Below are 17278 nucleotides of genomic sequence, written 5' to 3'. Positions count from 1 at the left end.
CCCCTATTCGAGGATCCTCAGCGGATCGCCGACGCCGATCGTGCCGGGAGTCTCGGGGACCAGGTTCTGGCCGAAGATCAACTGGTTGTCGATGCGGCGGTGGCGCCCGAGCGTGCGCAGCGGTTCCCGCCCGCGTTCGGAGGTTTCCTGGTCGGTGGTGGTCACCACGCACCGCCCGCACATCTTGGCCACGCGGAAGGAGACCTCGCCGATGGCGATCCGGGACCAGTCGTCCTCGGCCCAGGCGGCCGTCCCCGAGATCACCACGTTGGGCCGGAAGCGGTTCATCGGCAGCGGGCCCTCCTGAGCGCGATCCCCTTGCGCGATCAGCGAGTTGAGGGCGTCGAGCGACCCGAGCGTGGTGAGCAGCAGCGGGAAGCCGTCGGCGAAACTCACGGTCTCGCCGGGCGATGCGAACTCGGGGTCGATCGCGCGACGCGTGCCCGGATCGTCCATGTGCAGAAGACGGACGTCCTCGCCGAGATATCCGCCGCACCAGTCGTGCGCGTCGTCGCCCGCGAGTACCGCCTGCACCTTGGTGCCGAAGATGTCGACCGTCGTCGTGCCCGTCACCTCCGGGACGGGCACGGTCAGGGGCGCGCGACCGGGCGCGGACAGCCGGATCGCGCCGTCGGGCAGCAGTTCGGCGGCGGCCTGCGCCAGGCGCGGGTGCTGGCGTTGTGTGACGACCTTTCCCCCGGCGTCAATCAGAACCCAGCGTCGGTCTCCGGCCAGCCCCCAGGGCTCCACCACGGCTTGCCGGGGCGCCTGGCCCCGGAACGCCTTGACCGGATGAATGTGAATCGAGTGCAGTTCCGCATTCCCCATACCGCCATCGTGCCAGCAGGCACGGACATTCCGGGGTGGTATCAGTACCCGCGGTACTGCTGCTGCTGGTTGTTGTACGGATCCTGGTACTGCGGCTGCGCGGGCCGGGGGGCCGCAGGACGCATCGCCTCGTAACCGGTGGCCATCGGCGCCGGGCGCTGCTGCTGCATCGGCTGGCCGCCGGGGTAACCACGCGGCGGTACCTGCTGCGGAATGTAGGCGGCGGGCGCCTGCTGCAGCGGCGAGGGCTGCTGCGCCTGCGGGTAGCCGTAGGAGGGGGCCTGCTGGGACGGCCCGGCCGGCAGTGCGGGAAGCGCCGACGGCAGCGCGGGCAGGTTGCTGCTGCCCGTGTCGTACGCGGCGGGGACCCGGATCGGGGCGATCTGAGGAGTGCCCCGCTCGGCGACGAGCGAGTCGTAGATCGGAGTGTCCGGGAAGGCGGAGTAGTAGCCGCCGCCGTAGGTGGAGCGGGGGGAGGTCATGGCACATAAGTTAAGCCCACGATGAGCTGGTTGGGGAGACCGATAAGAGGGTTGTTTTCCGTGTCGGCGGTGACTTGGGACCCCCAATGCGAGCGAACTTGCCAAAAAGGGGCACCCCGTCATGCTGAGATCAGGTAAAGGCCAGGTTCCGGGCGGGTTACCGACGGGTCGCCCCGCGTTCTTCCCGCGTTCGGCAAGGGAGTTCAACAGGAGGCCGCGGGCCCGGGAGAATAGGTTGTCCCGCGAGGCCGGCAGAGATGGGGGCAGCCATGTCAATGTCCAAGGGATCCAACGCTCCGGTACCGACGACCGCACTCCGGGTCGAACTGGGCTGGCGTTCCGGTCCGGGCGTGCCCGACGCGGACGCCTCCGCGCTGCTGCTGGTCGCCGGAAAGGTGCGTTCCGACAGCGACTTCGTCTTCTACAACCAGCCCGTGCACTCCTCCGGCGCGGTCCGCCACGAGGGCAAACGGGACGCGGGAGGCCGGGTGACGGACACCCTTCTCGTCGACCTCGCGCGCGTGGAGCCGGCGGTCGAGACCGTGGTCCTCGCGGCCTCCGCCGACGGAGGAACGTTCGGGCAGGTCCCCGACCTGTACATCGAGGTCCGTGACGCGGCGCAGGGCATGGTCGTCGCGCGCTTCGACAACGCGGGCGCCAGTGTCGAAACCGCTTTCGTGCTGGGCGAGTTCTACCGCCGGCAGGGCGCGTGGAAGTTCCGCGCGGTCGGACAGGGCTACAGCAGCGGGCTGGAGGGCCTGGCCACGGACTTCGGCATCACCGTGGACGAGCCCCAGCACGCGCCCGCCCCCCAGACCGCCGTCCCCGCACCCGCCCCGGCCGCACCCGTGCCCGCGGCACCCCCGGCGCCCCTGTCCCCGGCGCCCGCACGGCCCGTGACCGCGCCCCCGCCCGCGCCTCCCGCGACGCCGGTACGGCTGACCAAGGTGACGCTCACCAAGGAGGCCCCGTCCGTCTCGCTCACCAAACAGGGCGGCACCTCGGGCGCCCTGCGCGTCAACCTCAACTGGCAGGTGCACAAGCAGTTCTCGGGGTGGGGCAGCAAACTCGGCCGCGCCGTCGCCCAGCACTCCGATCTCGACCTGGACCTGTGCGCTCTGTTCGAGCTCTCCGACGGCAGCAAGGGCGTCGTACAGTCCCTCGGCAACGCCTTCGGGGCGCTGCACCAGCCGCCGTACATCCATCTCGACGGCGACGACCGCACCGGGGCCATGTCGAGCGGCGAGAACCTCACCGTCAACCTGGACCGCAAGCAGGCCTTCCGGCGCATCCTGGTCTTCGTGACCATCTACGCCGGTGCGCGTTCCTTCGCCGACCTGCACGCCACGGTCACCCTGACCCCGGTGAACGGCGCGCCGGTCGACTTCTCGCTCGACGAGTGCACGGTGCCCTCCACGGTGTGCGCGCTCGCCCTGATCACCAACACCGGGGGCGATCTGATCGTCCAGCGTGAGGCCCGCTATCTCGTGCCCGAGCGCGGGGTGAGCCCGCAGCGGACCGTCGACCACGCCTACGGCTGGGGAATGAACTGGACCCCCGGCCGAAAATGACGCGGCGGATCAGCTCTCCTCCGCGGCGGGTTCGGGACGGGCGTACGTCCGTCCCTTCCAGGCGGCGCCCCGCCCCCGGTAGTGCTGCACCGCCGAGTCGACCGTCATGAGGAGATACAGGAACGCGGTGAAGGGCAGCAGCGGCGCGAGCCACAGCCGCTGCCCGTAGTAACGCAGCATCGGGGCGTACGTCCCCGCCATCACCAGCCACGCGAGGCCGCCGCACACCGCCGCCGGGGTCGTCCCGGTGGCGAGCCCGGCGAGCAGGGCGAACGGCGGCACCAGGTAGACCAGGGCGAGGCCGAGCACCGTACCGAGCAGCAGCGACGGACTGTGGCGCAACTGCGCGTACGCGCTGCGCGAGACCATCCGCCACAGGTCGTGCAGCCGGGGGTAGGGCCGCACGCTGTCCACGCGCTCGGCGAGCCCCAGCCAGATATGGCCACCGCCGCCCTTGACGGCCCGCGCGAGTGCCACGTCGTCGATGACGGCGTGCCGGATGGCGTCCGGGATCCGGGCCCGTTCGGCCGCCTCCGTCCGCAGCAGCACGCATCCGCCCGCCGCAGCAGCCGTCCGCGTGCCCTTCCTCCCGATCCGGCGGAAGGGATAGAGCTGCGCGAAGAAGTACACGAAGGCCGGTACGACGAGCCGCTCCCAGACGCTCTCCACGCGCAGCCGGGCCATCAGCGACACGGCGTCGAAACCGCCGCCCCGGGCCGCCGCCACCAGCGTCCGCAGGCTGTCCGGCGTGTGGGCGATGTCCGCGTCCGTCAGCAGCAGGAACTCGGGTCCACGCGCGCGTGCCAGGCCGATGCCGTGGCGTACGGCCCACAGCTTGCCCGTCCAGCCCGCCGGCGGTTCACCGGGCGAGTCCACGGTCAGCGGCAGCCCGCCCTGGCGTCGCGCGAGCTCCCGGGCCAGCTCCCCGGTGCCGTCCGAACTGCCGTCGTCGATCAGGAAGACCTCCGCCCGTCCCGGATAGTCCTGCGCGAGCAGCGACGGCAGGCTCGCGGGCAGGACGGCCGCCTCGTCGCGCGCGGGCACGACGACACAGACGGACGGCCAGGACTCCGGTTCCCGGTCGTAGGACGGCAGTCTGACGTCCGTACGCCAGAAGAAGCCCTGGCACAGCAGCAGCCACAGCCAGGCGGCGAGTGATCCGACGGCGATCCACACAACGGCGCTCACCCGCCGCAGTCTGCCCCACCCCCGAGGCCCGTAGGGGGACCCCGTTTATAGTGACCGGGTGAAGATCGCGCTGATGGACTCCGGAATCGGACTTCTCCCGGCGGCCGCGGCGGTACGGCGGTTGCGGCCGGACGCGGATCTCGTGCTCTCCCTGGACCCCGCGGGCATGCCGTGGGGCCCGCGTACCCCGCAGGACCTCACCGAGCGCGCCCTGGCCGTTGCCGAGGCCGCCGCCGCGCAGCGGCCCGACGCCCTCATCGTCGGCTGCAACACAGCCACCGTGCACGCCCTGACCGCCCTGCGAGCCCGCCTCGAACCGGCGCTGCCGGTCATCGGCACGGTCCCGGCGATCAAACCGGCCGCCGCGGGCGGCGGGCCCCTCGCGATCTGGGCGACCCCCGCGACCACCGGCAGCCCCTATCAGCAGGGCCTCATCCGGAACTTCGCCGAGGGCGTCACGGTCACCGAGGTGCCTTGCTGGGGACTGGCCGAAGCCGTCGAACACGCGGACGAGAAGGCGATCGCCGACGCCATCGCGGCCGCAGCCGCCCTCACCCCGGACGAGGTAACGACCGTCGTCCTGGGCTGCACCCATTACGAACTCGTCGCCGAGCGCATCCGCGCGGCCGTCCAGCAGCCCGGCCGCCCGCCGCTCGTCCTGCACGGCTCGGCCGGCGCGGTGGCCGCCCAGACGCTCCGCAGGCTCGGCGCCCAGGCCGCGCCCGGGGCGTCACCGGACGGCACCCTCACCGCACTGCTGAACGGCACCGTGAGCCCGCTGCCCGCGCCCGCGCTCGCCTACGAGGAAGGCCGGCTGTTGCAGACGGCCACCCCCGTCCGCTGACCGGAGCAGTCACCCTCCGCAACCCGCTGCCCGCGCAGCGGAAGCTGAGTACTCTCAAACATATGAGGGACAACCCCCACAGCGAGCACGTCGAAGCGGACGAGACCGACGAGCCCGTGCCGACCGAGATCTGGACCGGCCGGGCGACCAACCGCGCCCAGTGGCTGCTGGCGCTCGGTGGCTGCGCCTTCATGGCACTCGGTATCGAGCTGGCGATCGACTCGGCGTGGACGTCCGGCGCACCGCTTGTCATGTCCGTCGTGGGGTGTATCGCGGCCGGGGTGCTCGTCCTCTTCGGCACCATCGCGTTCGTGCACGTCGCCGTGAAGGTCGACAAGGACACCCTTGAGGTGCGCTGCGGCCACATCGGCCTGCCCCGCCGCCGGATTCCGCTGTCCCAGATCGTCGGCGCGGAGTTCGTGGCCAGGGTCACCCCGCGCCAGTGGGGCGGCTGGGGCTATCGCTGGCGGCCCCACCAGGGCACCGCGGTCGTCGTCCGTCAGGGCGAGGGAGTGGTGCTGCGCCTCGGGGACGGACACACGTTCACGATCACGGTGGACAACGCGGAGGCGGCCGTACGCGTCATCAGGGACCGGCTGCGGGGCGCCACCGGGGCGACGCGCTGACCTCGAGTCGCTCTCGTGCTCAGCTCACAGATGTTCTCGCTGCTCCCGCGCGCGTGGTGTCGCCGTGTCCGGTGTCTCGTAGCCGAGGGGACGGGCCGTGGCCAGGCCGGCCAGCAGGCCCGCGCCCACGGTCACCGTGGTGAAGCTCAGCACGTTGCCGACCGTCGCGAGGGCCGCCAGAGCCGTCAGGGCCGCTCCCGCGGTCAGCGCGACGGCGGTGGAGCGCGAAGTGCGCCACAGGGTGTACAGCACCCAGCAGAAGACCGCCGCCAGCAGGAGCACACCGACCACGCCCTCCTCGGCCGCCTGCTGGAGCGGCGCGGAGTGCGGTTTCGCCTCGGCCGGCAGCGACAGGGACGCCGCCTCGCTGAATTCCGAGAACCTGCCGGGCCCCACCCCCGCCGCCGGGTCCCGGTGCGCCATCATCAGGGCGTCGCGCCACAGCTGGACCCGGTTCCCGGTCAGCTGCCCCTCCAGCGAGTCGGACAGTCCGTCCGGCAGCGACTTCTCGGCGACCGCCCACGCCGTCCCGGTCATCAGGGCCGCCGTGAGGGCCAGCCCCGCGAGCCCCACGCCCCGGCGCGGCATGTGCCCGGCGGCCAGCGAGCAGAGCAGGACGCCGGCACAGAGGGCGAAGCCGGCCACCGAGCCGAGAACCGCCGACGCCACCGTGACCGTGGCGGCCAGTGCACGCAGCGCCAGCCGCAGCGACGGCGACCGGGCCGCCCAGGCGGCACAGCAGGCGGCGCCCGTGGCCAGGACCAGCAGCGCGGCCACCGCACCGAGATGCCCGACGGGGGTGGCGATCCGTGGCCCCGGCAGCGCGTGCGGGGCGGCCACCGCGAGGCCCAGCCCGGCCAGCGCAGCCGTACAGGGGGCCGCGACGGGCATCAGCGCCCCGCAGATCCGGCCCGCCGCGTAACCGGCGGCCACCGCGAGCACCGCCAGCAGCACGCCCTCGGGGCGGCCGTCGTGGGCGGCCGCCGTGATCAGCGACCAGACGGCACAGGCGCCCAGCACGACGACGCCCGCCGCGTCCGAAACGTTTCGTCTCTCCCCGTCCGACGGCGCGTCCGTCGCCGACGTCATCCCCGTGGATCCCAACCCGTCGCCCCCCGACCTGTGACGGGCCCCGACCGTACGGGGCCGTCGCCGGCGCGCACGTCAGAGGCTCCGGCACACCGTAACGGCTGGTGGACGATTTGTGGACGAGTTGCGCAGAAACGATGCGGCAGGTGAGGCCGTGCGGGCCCACCCGTACCCGCGGGACCGTGCTGTCGGCGTCCGGGTCAGGCGCCGTACACTCCCGGAGTGACCGTCACCGCTCCCTCCATAGACGAGCCGGACCAGCTCGAACCGCAGCTCGCGCCCGCTTCGCGCCGCGCGCGGCTGCTGCGCCTCTGGCCGGCCGCCACCGCCGCGCTCGCCGGAGTGCTGCTGTACGTCAGCTTCCCGCCGCGCACCCTGTGGTGGCTCGCGCTGCCCGCCTTCGGACTCTTCGGCTGGGTCCTGCGCGGCCGGTCATGGAAGGCGGGACTCGGTCTCGGCTACCTCTTCGGGCTCGGTTTCCTGCTGCCCCTGCTGGTGTGGACCGGGGTGGAGGTGGGCTCCGGACCCTGGCTGGCGCTGGTCGCCGTCGAGGCGGTCTTCATCGCGCTGGTCGGCGTGGGCATCGCCGCCGTGTCAAGGCTGCCCGGGTGGCCGCTGTGGGCCGCGGCCGTGTGGATCGCGGGCGAGGCCGCACGCGCGCGTGTGCCCTTCCGCGGCTTCCCCTGGGGCAAGATCGCCTTCGGCCAGGCAGACGGCGTCTTCCTGCCGCTCGCCGCGCTGGGCGGCACCCCGGTGCTCGGCTTCGCGGTCGTCCTGTGCGGCTTCGGGCTGTACGAGGTCGTCCGGCAGCTGATCGAGTGGCGACGTACCGGCGTGGTGCCCCGTATCGCCGCGGTCGTCGCCGCGCTGAGCGTGGCCGTCCCCGTGGTGGGCGCCCTGGCCGCACGGACGCTGGTGAGCGACAAGGCCGAGAACGGCACCGCGACCGTCGCCCTCATCCAGGGCAACGTGCCCCGCGCGGGCCTCGACTTCAACGCCCAGCGGCAGGCTGTACTCAACTACCACGCGCGGGAGACCCTGCGGCTGGCCGCCGATGTCAAGGCCGGCAAGGTGGCCAAGCCCGACTTCGTGCTGTGGCCGGAGAACTCCTCCGACGTGGACCCGTTCGCCGACCCCGACGCCGCCGCGGTCATCGAGGGCGCGGCCCAGGCGGTCGGTGTGCCCATCTCGGTCGGCGGGGTCGTCGAACGGGACGGCAAGCTCTACAACGAGCAGATCCTGTGGGACCCGGCGAAGGGCCCCACCGAGACGTACGACAAGCGGCAGGTCCAGCCCTTCGGTGAGTACCTCCCGCTGCGCTCGCTGCTCGAACACATCAACAAGAACTGGACCACCATGGTCCACCAGGACTTCAGCCGGGGCAGCAAGCCGGGCGTCTTCACCATGGACGGCGCCAAGGTAGGCCTCGCCACCTGCTACGAGGCCGCCTTCGACTGGGCGGTGCGCGACACCGTCACCCACGGCGCCCAGATGATCTCCGTGCCGAGCAACAACGCCACCTTCGACCGCAGCGAGATGACCTACCAGCAGCTCGCGATGTCCCGTATCCGCGCGGTCGAGCACAGCCGGACCGTCACGGTCCCGGTTACCAGCGGTGTCAGCGCGATCATCATGCCGGACGGGCGGATCACCCAGAAGACCGGCATGTTCGTGGCCGACCACCTCGTCCAGAAGGTGCCGTTGCGCTCCTCGAAGACACCCGCCACCGAGCTCGGCATCCTGCCCGAGATGCTCCTCGTCCTGGTCGCCGCCGGCGGTCTCGGCTGGGCGATCGGCGCCGGGATGCGCGGGCGGCGCGCCGGTGGCGTGTAGCCGTACGCCGGTGCCACGCCCCCGTGATCAACAAGGGTGACCCGACCGGCCCGTTAGGGTCGGGTCATGGCTACTCCTGACTTCATCAGCGCTCTCCGTGCCTCCGCCGGCCACCAGTTGCTCTGGCTCCCCGGTGTCACCGCCCTCGTCTTCGACGACGAGGGCAGAGTGCTCCTGGGCCGCCGTACCGACACCCGCAAGTGGTCGTTGGTCGGCGGCATCCCGGACCCGGGTGAGCAGCCGGCGGCCTGCGCGGTGCGGGAGGTCTACGAGGAGACGGCTGTCCGGTGCGTGCCCGAGCGGGTCGTGCTCGTCCAGGCACTCGACCCGGTGACGTACGAGAACGGCGACGTCTGCCAGTACATGGACATCACCTTCCGCTGCCGTGCCGTCGGCGGGGAGGCCCGGGTCAATGACGACGAGTCCCTGGACGTCGCGTGGTTCGCGGTGGACGCGCTGCCGGAACTGAACGAGTTCTCGCTGTTCCGGATCAAGCAGGCGATGTCCGAGGCCGAGGCGCCCACCTGGTTCGACACCACGGGTTTCGCCAGTTTCGAGTGAGCGGGGCGGCGACAGCGGGGTGAGCGGCCCGCCGGACGTCCGGCGGGCCCTCCTGAGTGCGGGGTTGCCCTCTTCAGCCCCGGGCGAGCGAGCGGGTCACGACGGCGCTGAGGACGCGTACGCCGCGAGTGGAGCCCGGATGGATGCCGGTGAGCTCGTGTGCGCGCCGCAGGCGGTAGTCGAGCGTGCGCGGATGGACGTTCAGGGCCGTCGCCGTGCGCGCCCGGTCCATGTCGAGCTGGTAGTACCTGTCCAGCGTGGCGACGAGATCGGGCCCCCGGGACAGGCTCCTGTCGATGTCGCGCAGCCAGTCGTCGACCTCCGGCAGCCGGGTGACCCCCAGCTCGACGAAGACGTCGGCCATGGTGTGCAGATGCTGCTGCCCGGACTTCATCGGCGCGACCCGGCTCACCCGCCGCGCCTGGGCGAGGACAGCGGCCAGCGCACCGGTCGCACCGACACTCGTACCGATCGCGCAGGTGCCGCCCACGGCCGCCGTGATGTCCTGGACGACGGACTGCGCGCGTTCCTGCCCGGTCGGCGTCGTCGCCGCATCGGCCGGCTCACCGGTGTGCTCGGGTGTCAGGGCCACCAGTTCCGCGGGGTCGTGCCACAAGATCGGTACCTGACGGCGGCGCAGCAGGGTCTCGGTGATCTCCTCGCGGCGGGCCTTCGGGGGCCGCTGCCGGCCGGGCACGCGGATCACGGTGACCCGATAGCGCGGGTGTACGCGCATCCCCACCCCGGATGCCAGGCCCGACGCGGCCGGATCGTCGGCGAGCAGCGCCTCCGCCAGCATCCGGACCCGGCCGGCCAGCGACATACGGCGTCGCTGTCCCGCCACGTACCCCGACAGGTAGGCCTCGCCGCCGCGGGTGCCCTGCGGGCCGAACCAGCGCATCAGACGCATGAGGTCGTCACCGTCGCCGGGGCCGGTCGCCTGGTCGATCTCGCGCAGCAGCAACCGGGTGTGCGCGACGACCAGTTGCTGGTGGCCGGGCAAGGACAGGCCCATTCCGGCACGCTGTTCGCCCACCGAGGCCATCAGCGCGAGATCGTCGGCGCTCAGGGGCTGTTCCTTGTCCGCCAGATCGATGGTCTTGCGCCGTAACCACACGGTGTACTCAAGGGCTTCCGCGCGTGCGCGCACGTCCCGCTCCAGCACCTCGTACTCGGCGACCTCACGCCGGTAGACCCCGGTGGCGTGTCGTGCGTTGCTGTCGAGTTGTCTGAGCAGTGTCCTGAAGAGATTCCCCATGTCGCCCTCCTCATGGCGCCGTTGGCGGCCGGTCCGCCCAGGAGGGTGTTCGTTCGAACTCCTGTCTTGGATGTCATGTCCTGTGATGGAGTCGACGTGCTGTTGGCGATGGGTCGGCGGAGACAGGCCCGCCCTGTCAGTCGCGGCCCGCGCCCCGGTAGAGGTCCAGCTCACCGTCGAGCTCCACGGCCAGGACGGTCGCGTACTCGTCGAGGTCGGCTGCCCCGGGCGCGTCGATCCAGGTCACGCCCGGCACCTTGTCCAGGCCGCCGGTGACGTGGTGGCCCAGCTCGGCGCCCGTGCCGACGACCGAGACACGCCGTACCGCGTTGCGCAGGCCCCTGATCGACACGGCCTCACGGGGCGCGTCGAAGCAGACCAGGTACAGGGTGCGCCGGTCGGCGGAGAGCGTGCTCGGCCCGTAGTGATGCCCGGCGGGCAGGCCAGCGACCGTGCCGTACACGGCCTCGGCGTGCTTGGTGACCCACGCGCCGAGCCCTTCCAGACGCTCGACCTGCTCCGCGGGAATCGTGCCGTCCTCCGTCGGACCGGCCCCGAGCAGCAGATTGCCGCCCATGCCGATCGTCTCCGTGAAGTAACGCACCAGCTGGCGCACCGACTTGAAGTCGCGGTCCGTGGCCCGGTAGCTCCACGAGTCGTTGATCGTCAGGCACAGCTCCCACGGACCGTCCGGGGCGATCAGCGGAACGCCCTGCTCGGGGGTGGCGTAGTCGCCGTAGCTGAGCATGCGCGCGTTCAGGATCGTCTCCGGGTTGCCCGCCAGGATCAGCTCGGACAGCTCCCGCATCCGCCACTGCTCCTCGGTGCGCTCCCACTCGCCGTCGAACCAGAGGACGTCCGGGCGGAAGCGCTCGACCAACTCGCCCACCTGCCCGTCGCGGTAGGCGAGATAGCGCGCCCAGGCCTCGGGGTCCTGTTCGCCGGGACGGGCGTGGGAGTAGTCGTTGGGCTCGACGATGTGCGGGCCGGGGTGGCGTTCGCTCGCGTAGTCGGGGTGGTTCCAGTCGGAGTGCGAGTAGTACAGGCCGACCTTGAGGTTCTGCTCCCGCAGAGCGTCCACGAAGCCGCTGACCAGGTCACGGCCCGCCGGGGTGTCCCGGACCACGTCCAGGTTGCGGTGGTCGGTGTCCCACAGGGCCACGCCGTCGTGGTGCTTGGTGGTGAGGACCGCGTACTGGGCGCCGACGCGGGCGAACAGCTCCGCCCAGGCCCTGGGGTCGTAGTGCGAGGCGCTGAAACGATCGAGCTGTTTCATGTACTCCTCGTGCGTGACCTCACCGGTGTAGAAGGACCAGGACTCGGCCCAGCCGTCCACGGCGTAGATGCCGTAGTGGATGAAGATGCCCAGCTTGGCATCGGGGAACCAGGGTTGCATCGGCATGTGCCCACGCTAGGCACGGGCCGGCGGCGCGCGCGTGGGCGCGGGTCACCACTACTGGTCCGTTTTCACCATGGAGGCGCTCGGGGCGGCCCGGCAGGATCGGTACCGCCAAGGGCGGCCCGAAGCAGCGACATGTCGTGCCCCCGGGCCAGGCATGCCCGGGACCCCGCCGGGTATGCGCCCTGGCACCATGCCCGGGCCGCCGTGTCCCGGGCGGCCCACCCGACCTCCACCACCAGGGGACCCATCATGGAGACACCCGCACGTCGGCAAACCGCCACACCGGCCAGGCGAGCGCTCGACGCCCTCGCCGACAACAGCCAGGATCCGACCGCGCTGGACGTCCTCGCGATGAGCGACGTGCTGGTGCCCGTGCCGGACGACGTCAGCGACGTGGACGCCGGCAACCCCTCGACAGTGGCGCTGCCCGTCCTGGAGGAACCGGACGGCCGGGAAGCCGTGCCCGTGTTCACCTCGGAACCCGAACTGGCCGAACTGCTGCCGTCCGTCTCCCGCTACCGTCTGATCCCGCTCGGCGCGCTCGCCGAACAGTGGCCCACCGGCAACCTCTCGCTCACCATAGACGCGGCCTCCCCGCACGGGATGACGGTCACCTCAGAGGGCGTACGCACCCTGCTGGCCAGGCAGTTCAAGTACTGAACCCCCGTCCGGCCACAGGGACTTGCCGGGATTGAGGATGCCTCGCGGATCGAACGCGTCCTTGATGCGCCGCTGCGACGAGTGGGCGGCGGGGGCCCGGTGAAGCGCGCCCTGAAGGGGCGCGGGGAACTGCGCGATCGGCCCCCACCGTCCCGCGCTGAACGAACCACCGTTCCAGGACTCAGCTCCCCAACGTGCGTGCCAGAGCCGCACGTTGAAGCGGCAGAACCTCCCTGTGCACCGCACGCCCCCGCTCCGTCAGAGCCACCCGCACCCCCCGCCGGTCCTCCACGCACATGCTGCGCTCCACCAGCCCGTCCTTCTCCAGCCGCCCGATGAGCCGCGACAGCGCACTCTGGCTCAGATGGACCCGCCCGGCGATGTCCTGAACCCGGCACTTCTCACCCGGGTCGGAGGCGGCAGCCGCGGCCGCCTCCTCCGCGACGAGGACATCGAGCACCTCGAAGTCACTCGCGCCCAGTCCGTGCGGATGCAGCACACGGTCGATCTCGCACATCGTGCGCGCATGCGCCGCCAGGATGTCCCGCCACTGGTCCGCCAGCCCCGTACCGGCCGTGTTCGCTGCCATGCAACCCATGTTAATGCGTATGCATAAAAAACGCCGGGCGGAGGCGGCGGGACCGCTGGCTCAGGCAGACCCCCGCTTGATCAGCTCGGTGGGCAGGATCACCGCCGCCGGGTCCTCGCCGCCGATCTGCGCGAGCAGCACCCGGACCATCTCGGCGCTGATCCGGTCGTAGGGCTGTCTGATGGTCGTCAGCTGGGGGCGGGCGGCCAGGGCGGCCGAGGAGTCGTCGAAGCCGCCCACCGAAACGTCCCCGGGGACGCTGCGTCCCGCCCGTTCCAGTGCCGTGAGCACCCCCTGCGCCATCAGGTCGGACGCGACGAACACGGCGTCCAGGTCCGGGCGCCGGCCCAGCAACTGCTCCGCGCCCGCCTCGCCGCTGGCCCGGCTGTAGTCGCCGGAGACGACGAGGGCCTCGTCGTACTCGATGCCCTCCTCGGCGAGGACCTCGCGGTAGCCGGCGAGGCGTTCCACCCCGCCCGGGGTGTCGAGCGGACCGGTCACCATCCCGACACGCCGGCGGCCCAGCGACAACAGATGACGCACCATGTCACGGGCGCCGTCGCGGTCGTCCGCCGCCACATAGCTCACCTTGGAGCCGAGCCCGATGGGCTTGCCGCACGCGACGAGCGGTACGCCCGCCTCGCACAGCTCCTGCGCGACCGGGTCACCGGAGTGACTCGAGACCAGCAGCACCCCGTCGACATGACCGGCGGTGATGTACCGCGTGAGGCGGCGCCGTTCGTCCTCCGTGCCCGCCAGCATCAGCAGGAGCGGGATGTCGTGCGCCGCCAGTGCCTGGGTGCAACCCCGCAGCAGGACATTGAAGTTGGGGTCCTCGAAGAACCGCTCCTGCGGTTCGGTCAGCAGGAAGCCGATCGAGTCGGAGCGGCCGGTGATGAGCGAACGGGCGTGGCGGTTGACCACGTACCCCGTTTTGCGGATAGCGGCGTTCACCGCCTCCGCGGCGGTGGGGCTCACATAGTGCCCGCCGTTGAGCACACGCGAGACGGTGCCTCGGGACACTCCCGCCTCGCGGGCAACGTCGTGGATCGTCGGCGGTTTGCGCCGGCCCCCGGTATTGCTCATGGTCATGACTTTACGGCTCCGGAGAGCAGGTCGAGGCTCCAGAACCGCTGGATGACCAGGAAGAGCGCGATGAGCGGGAGGACCGCCAGGAACGCGCCCGTGATCACCAGCGTGTAGAGGGCCGGGGTGGCCGCTCCCTGCTCGAGGAGCGTGAACAGACCCAGCGTGATCGGGAACTTCTCGTCGTCGCTGAGCATGATGTAGGGCAGCAGGAAGTTGTTCCACACGGCGACGAACTGGAACAGGAACACCGTCACGAGGCCCGGGATCATCATCGGGAGCGCGACCCTCGTGAAGATCCGCCACTCGCCGGCGCCGTCCATCCGCCCGGCCTCGACCACATCGGCGGGCACCGCCGCGGCGGCGTAGATCCGCGCGAGGTAGACGCCGTAGGGGGAGAGGACCACCGGCAGCAGTACGGAGGCGTAGGAGTCCGTGATGTCGGCCTTCGCCAGCAGCAGGTACTGGGGGATCGCGAGGATCACCGGCGGCATCAGCACGCCCGCCATCAGGACGCCGAAGACCGCCTCCCGACCGCGGAAGCGGTAGATCGCGAGGGCGTAACCGCTGATCGCGCTGACCGCTGTCGACAGAAGGGCGCCGACGCCGGCGTACAGAGCCGAGTTGCCCATCCACTTCCAGTAGACGCCGTCGCGGTAGGCGCTCAGCTCCTGCACGTTGTCCGTGAAGCCGCTGCCGGGCAGGAACGTGAACGTGGAGAACAGCTCGCTGCCCGACTTCGTGGCCGCGATCACCACCCACGCGACCGGCAGCAGGCAGTACAGGGCGCCCAGCAGCAGGGTGAGCGTCGGGATCAGGGCGATGCGGTTGCGCAGCGGCGGGCGCCGCACGGTGCCGGGCCTGGTGCCCGCCGTCGCCTCCGTCTTGCCCACGGCAAGAGAACTCATCGTGCTGCCTCCTGCTTGTTACGGGAGTTCGCGGCCCGCAGGAAGCCGAACGACAGGACCAGCGTGACGATCGCGATGATCGTCGCCTCGGCCGCGGCCGAGTAGATGTCACCCTTGCCGAAGGCGTCCTGGTACACCTTCATCAGCGGACTCCACGTCGTGGACACGGAGTTGGTGAGGGGCTTGAGGGTGGTCGGCTCGCTGAACACCTGGAGCGTCGCGATGATCGAGAAGAAGAAGGTGAGCACCAGTGAGGGCGCCACCATCGGGATCTTGATCCGGAGCGCGATCTGCAGCGGGGTGGCGCCGTCCAGCTTCGCCGCCTCGTACACCTCGGCCGGGATGGACCGCAGCGAGGTGTAGATGACGATCATGTTGAAGCCGGTGCCGCCCCATACCGCAATGTTGGAGAGGGCGAGATACAGCGGACCGCCGTCCAGCAGATCCGGCTGCGGCAGCCCCAGCTTGTCGAGGACGAAGTAGAACGGGCTGACGTCCGGCAGATAGAGGAAGCCCCACAGCAGCGCGGCGACGACGCCCGGGATGGCGTACGGCAGGAAGATCGCGAGCCGGGTGAAGGGGGTGAACCGCACCTTGTCCGCGTCCAGCATCAGCGCGAGGACGAGGGCGAGCCCCAGCATCACCGGGACCACGATCGCGCCGTAACCGACCACGCGCAGCGCGCCGTGCAGCAGCTCGCTGTCGGTGAGGGCGTCGGTGTAGTTCCCGATGCCGGCCCACACCTCCTTGCGCGCCCCGGCGCCGAGGCCCAGGCCGGACACCTTCACCTTGTGCAGGCTCAGCCAGAGCGCGTAGCCGATGGGCAGCGCGAAGAAGAGGGCGAAGAGGATCACCGCGGGGAGGAGGAAGGCGTACGGGGCCGACCTGACCCCGTACGGCCTCCGGCGTGCGCTGGTCACTCCGCGACTCCGAAACCCTGCTTCTTCAGGTCGGCGACGGTGGCGTCCTGCATCGTCTTCAGGGCGGCGCCGAAGTCCGACCTGTTCTTCGCGGCCGAGGCGAACGCGTCCTTGAACGACGTGTACGCCACGTTCACGTTCGGGCCCCACGCGGAGGGTGCCGTGGTCTTCGCGATCTCGGCGGCCTTGGGGTAGAAGTCCGCCTGGTTGGAGAAGAAGTCGGGCGACTTGACGAACGCGCCGCTGAGCTGGGCGCCCGTGGCGGCCGGGTAGATCCCGCCCTCCTTGGCGAGCGCGGCCAGCGCGGCACGGTCGGTGTTCAGCCAGGCGGCGAACTTCGCGGCGGCCGACTTGTGGCTCGAGTCGGTGGTGACGGCGGTCGAGGAGCCGCCCCAACTGCCTGTCACATCCTCGCCGGCCGACCACTGGGGGAGCGGCGCCATGGCCCACTTGCCCTTGGTGTCCGGGGCGGCCGTCGTCAGCGTGCCCGGCGCCCACACCGCGCTCACCCACGCGATCTGCTTGCCGGTGTTCAGCGCCTTGTTCCAGGCCGGGGTGTACATCGGCTGGTTGTCGATGGCGTCCTCCTTGACGAGGTCGCCCCAGAACGTGGCGACCTTCTGGGTCGCCGCGTCGTCGATGCCGACCTTCCACTTCTCGCCGGAGGTCGTCCACCACTTGGCGCCGGCCTGCTGGGCGAGGCCCGCGAAGAGACCGGAGTCGTTGGCGGAGAAGGTGGTGAGGTCCTTGTCCGGGGCCTTCTTCTTCAGGTCCTTGGCGGTCTGGGCGAACTCGGCCCACGTGGTCGGAACCTTCAGTCCGTACTGCTTGAAGAGGTCCTCGCGGTAGTAGAACATCATCGGCCCGATGTCCTGCGGCACCGCGTACACCGCGTCCGTGCCCAGCGTCGTCTGCTGCCAGACACCCTCGGCGAAGTCCTTCTCGGCGTCGCCGACCTCGCCGGAGATGTCCGCGAGCGCGTCGTTGCTGACCAGGGTGGGCAGCGCCTGGTACTCGGCCTGCACCAGGTCGGGCGCCTTCTTGGCCTTGTGCGCGGTGAGGATCTTGGTGACCAGGGTGTCGCCGGAGGCCTGCTTCTTCACCGTGACGGTGATCTGCTGCTCCTTGCCCGGACCCTTGTTCCAGAGGTCGACGACCTTGTCCATGCCGGGCGTCCAGGTCCAGTACGTCAGCGACACCGGGCCCGACTGGGCGTCGCTGTCGTCGTCGGACCCGCATGCGGCGAGTGTGGTGGCGCCGAGTGTGACGGCGACCGCGGTTGCCACGAGGCGCCACTGCTTCGTGTTCGGCATGGAACGTTTCTCCCCTGACCTGGTGGGGCCCTCGCCTGCTGCGAAGACCCGCCATGCTTCTGTGAGCGTTCACAGTAGAGAAACACACTGGACACTTGTCAATGGTTGTGGCCATGCGGT

The 17278-nt window shown here is 70.9% G+C and carries 18 protein-coding genes; 6 read left to right on the top strand and 12 right to left on the bottom strand.

Annotated elements, in window-relative coordinates; all coding sequences use genetic code 11:
- Positions 1-3: 3 nt before the first annotated feature.
- Complete coding sequence (locus tag PV396_RS10505; protein ID WP_319202887.1) at positions 4-828, bottom strand: MOSC domain-containing protein; 825 nt, start codon at positions 826-828, stop codon at positions 4-6.
- 41 nt (positions 829-869) lie between these two features.
- On the bottom strand, positions 870-1310 hold the full coding sequence (locus PV396_RS10500) for a DUF6643 family protein (RefSeq protein WP_319202885.1): 441 nt from the start codon (positions 1308-1310) through the stop codon (positions 870-872).
- Between the two features lie 275 nt (positions 1311-1585).
- Here PV396_RS10500 and PV396_RS10495 point away from each other — a divergent pair, with 275 nt between their 5' ends.
- Complete coding sequence (locus PV396_RS10495; RefSeq protein ID WP_319204047.1) at positions 1586-2881, top strand: TerD family protein; 1296 nt, start codon at positions 1586-1588, stop codon at positions 2879-2881.
- Positions 2882-2890: 9 nt separating this feature from the next.
- On the opposite strand, the gene PV396_RS10490 is transcribed toward PV396_RS10495, so the two are convergent.
- Positions 2891-4057, bottom strand: a complete 1167-nt coding sequence (locus PV396_RS10490) for a glycosyltransferase (RefSeq protein ID WP_416071391.1) — start codon at positions 4055-4057, stop codon at positions 2891-2893.
- Between the two features lie 70 nt (positions 4058-4127).
- Here PV396_RS10490 and PV396_RS10485 point away from each other — a divergent pair, with 70 nt between their 5' ends.
- A complete protein-coding gene (locus PV396_RS10485) occupies positions 4128-4913 on the top strand; it encodes a glutamate racemase (RefSeq protein ID WP_319202881.1) in 786 nt (261 codons plus the stop codon).
- A gap of 62 nt (positions 4914-4975) precedes the next feature.
- Positions 4976-5539, top strand: coding sequence for a hypothetical protein (locus PV396_RS10480; RefSeq protein ID WP_319202879.1), 564 nt, complete (start codon positions 4976-4978; stop codon positions 5537-5539).
- A 24-nt stretch (positions 5540-5563) separates the two neighbouring features.
- Here PV396_RS10480 and PV396_RS10475 read toward each other — a convergent pair whose 3' ends face one another.
- Complete coding sequence (locus PV396_RS10475) at positions 5564-6628, bottom strand: O-antigen ligase family protein (RefSeq protein WP_319202877.1); 1065 nt, start codon at positions 6626-6628, stop codon at positions 5564-5566.
- A 222-nt stretch (positions 6629-6850) separates the two neighbouring features.
- Between PV396_RS10475 and lnt the strand changes: the two genes are divergently transcribed.
- Both lnt and PV396_RS10465 read left to right on the top strand, forming a co-directional pair.
- The gene (gene lnt, locus PV396_RS10470; RefSeq protein WP_319202875.1) at positions 6851-8461 is read left to right on the top strand and encodes an apolipoprotein N-acyltransferase; all 1611 of its coding nucleotides are present in this window, start codon (positions 6851-6853) and stop codon (positions 8459-8461) included.
- Between the two features lie 66 nt (positions 8462-8527).
- The gene (locus PV396_RS10465) at positions 8528-9022 is read left to right on the top strand and encodes an NUDIX domain-containing protein (RefSeq protein ID WP_319202873.1); all 495 of its coding nucleotides are present in this window, start codon (positions 8528-8530) and stop codon (positions 9020-9022) included.
- Between the two features lie 73 nt (positions 9023-9095).
- On the opposite strand, the gene PV396_RS10460 is transcribed toward PV396_RS10465, so the two are convergent.
- Both PV396_RS10460 and PV396_RS10455 read right to left on the bottom strand, forming a co-directional pair.
- Positions 9096-10280 (bottom strand): helix-turn-helix domain-containing protein, encoded by a 1185-nt coding sequence (locus tag PV396_RS10460; RefSeq protein ID WP_319202871.1) that lies wholly within the window; start codon positions 10278-10280, stop codon positions 9096-9098.
- Between the two features lie 136 nt (positions 10281-10416).
- Positions 10417-11682 carry an alpha-L-fucosidase gene (locus tag PV396_RS10455; protein WP_319202869.1) on the bottom strand — a complete coding sequence of 422 codons (1266 nt, stop codon included), beginning with the start codon at positions 11680-11682 and terminating at the stop codon, positions 10417-10419.
- 249 nt (positions 11683-11931) lie between these two features.
- Between PV396_RS10455 and PV396_RS10450 the strand changes: the two genes are divergently transcribed.
- Positions 11932-12342 (top strand): SseB family protein, encoded by a 411-nt coding sequence (locus PV396_RS10450; protein WP_319202867.1) that lies wholly within the window; start codon positions 11932-11934, stop codon positions 12340-12342.
- Here PV396_RS10450 and PV396_RS10445 read toward each other — a convergent pair.
- Genes PV396_RS10445 through PV396_RS10420 form a run of 6 tightly spaced genes read right to left on the bottom strand, consistent with a single transcriptional unit; the run spans position 12298 to position 17158 of the window.
- Positions 12298-12555, bottom strand: a complete 258-nt coding sequence (locus PV396_RS10445; protein WP_319202865.1) for an FAD-linked oxidase C-terminal domain-containing protein — start codon at positions 12553-12555, stop codon at positions 12298-12300. The genes PV396_RS10450 and PV396_RS10445 overlap by 45 nt on opposite strands.
- Positions 12524-12931 (bottom strand): MarR family transcriptional regulator, encoded by a 408-nt coding sequence (locus PV396_RS10440; RefSeq protein WP_319202863.1) that lies wholly within the window; start codon positions 12929-12931, stop codon positions 12524-12526. Before PV396_RS10440 ends, PV396_RS10445 begins: the two co-directional genes overlap by 32 nt.
- 60 nt (positions 12932-12991) lie before the next feature.
- On the bottom strand, positions 12992-14023 hold the full coding sequence (locus PV396_RS10435) for a LacI family DNA-binding transcriptional regulator (RefSeq protein ID WP_319202861.1): 1032 nt from the start codon (positions 14021-14023) through the stop codon (positions 12992-12994).
- Positions 14020-14925: a carbohydrate ABC transporter permease gene (locus tag PV396_RS10430; protein WP_319202859.1), complete on the bottom strand. Its 906-nt coding sequence runs from the start codon at positions 14923-14925 to the stop codon at positions 14020-14022. The genes PV396_RS10435 and PV396_RS10430 overlap by 4 nt, the downstream gene beginning before the upstream one ends.
- Positions 14922-15845 (bottom strand): sugar ABC transporter permease, encoded by a 924-nt coding sequence (locus PV396_RS10425; RefSeq protein ID WP_319202857.1) that lies wholly within the window; start codon positions 15843-15845, stop codon positions 14922-14924. The genes PV396_RS10430 and PV396_RS10425 overlap by 4 nt, the downstream gene beginning before the upstream one ends.
- Complete coding sequence (locus PV396_RS10420; protein ID WP_319202855.1) at positions 15842-17158, bottom strand: ABC transporter substrate-binding protein; 1317 nt, start codon at positions 17156-17158, stop codon at positions 15842-15844. Before PV396_RS10420 ends, PV396_RS10425 begins: the two co-directional genes overlap by 4 nt.
- Between the last annotated feature and the right edge of the window lie 120 nt (positions 17159-17278).

Origin of the sequence: Streptomyces sp. ME02-8801-2C, assembly GCF_033793965.1 — a bacterium.
GTDB lineage: Bacteria > Actinomycetota > Actinomycetes > Streptomycetales > Streptomycetaceae > Streptomyces.
Note: the sequence above shows the minus strand (reverse complement) of the source record. Positions and strands in the feature narration are given on the sequence as shown.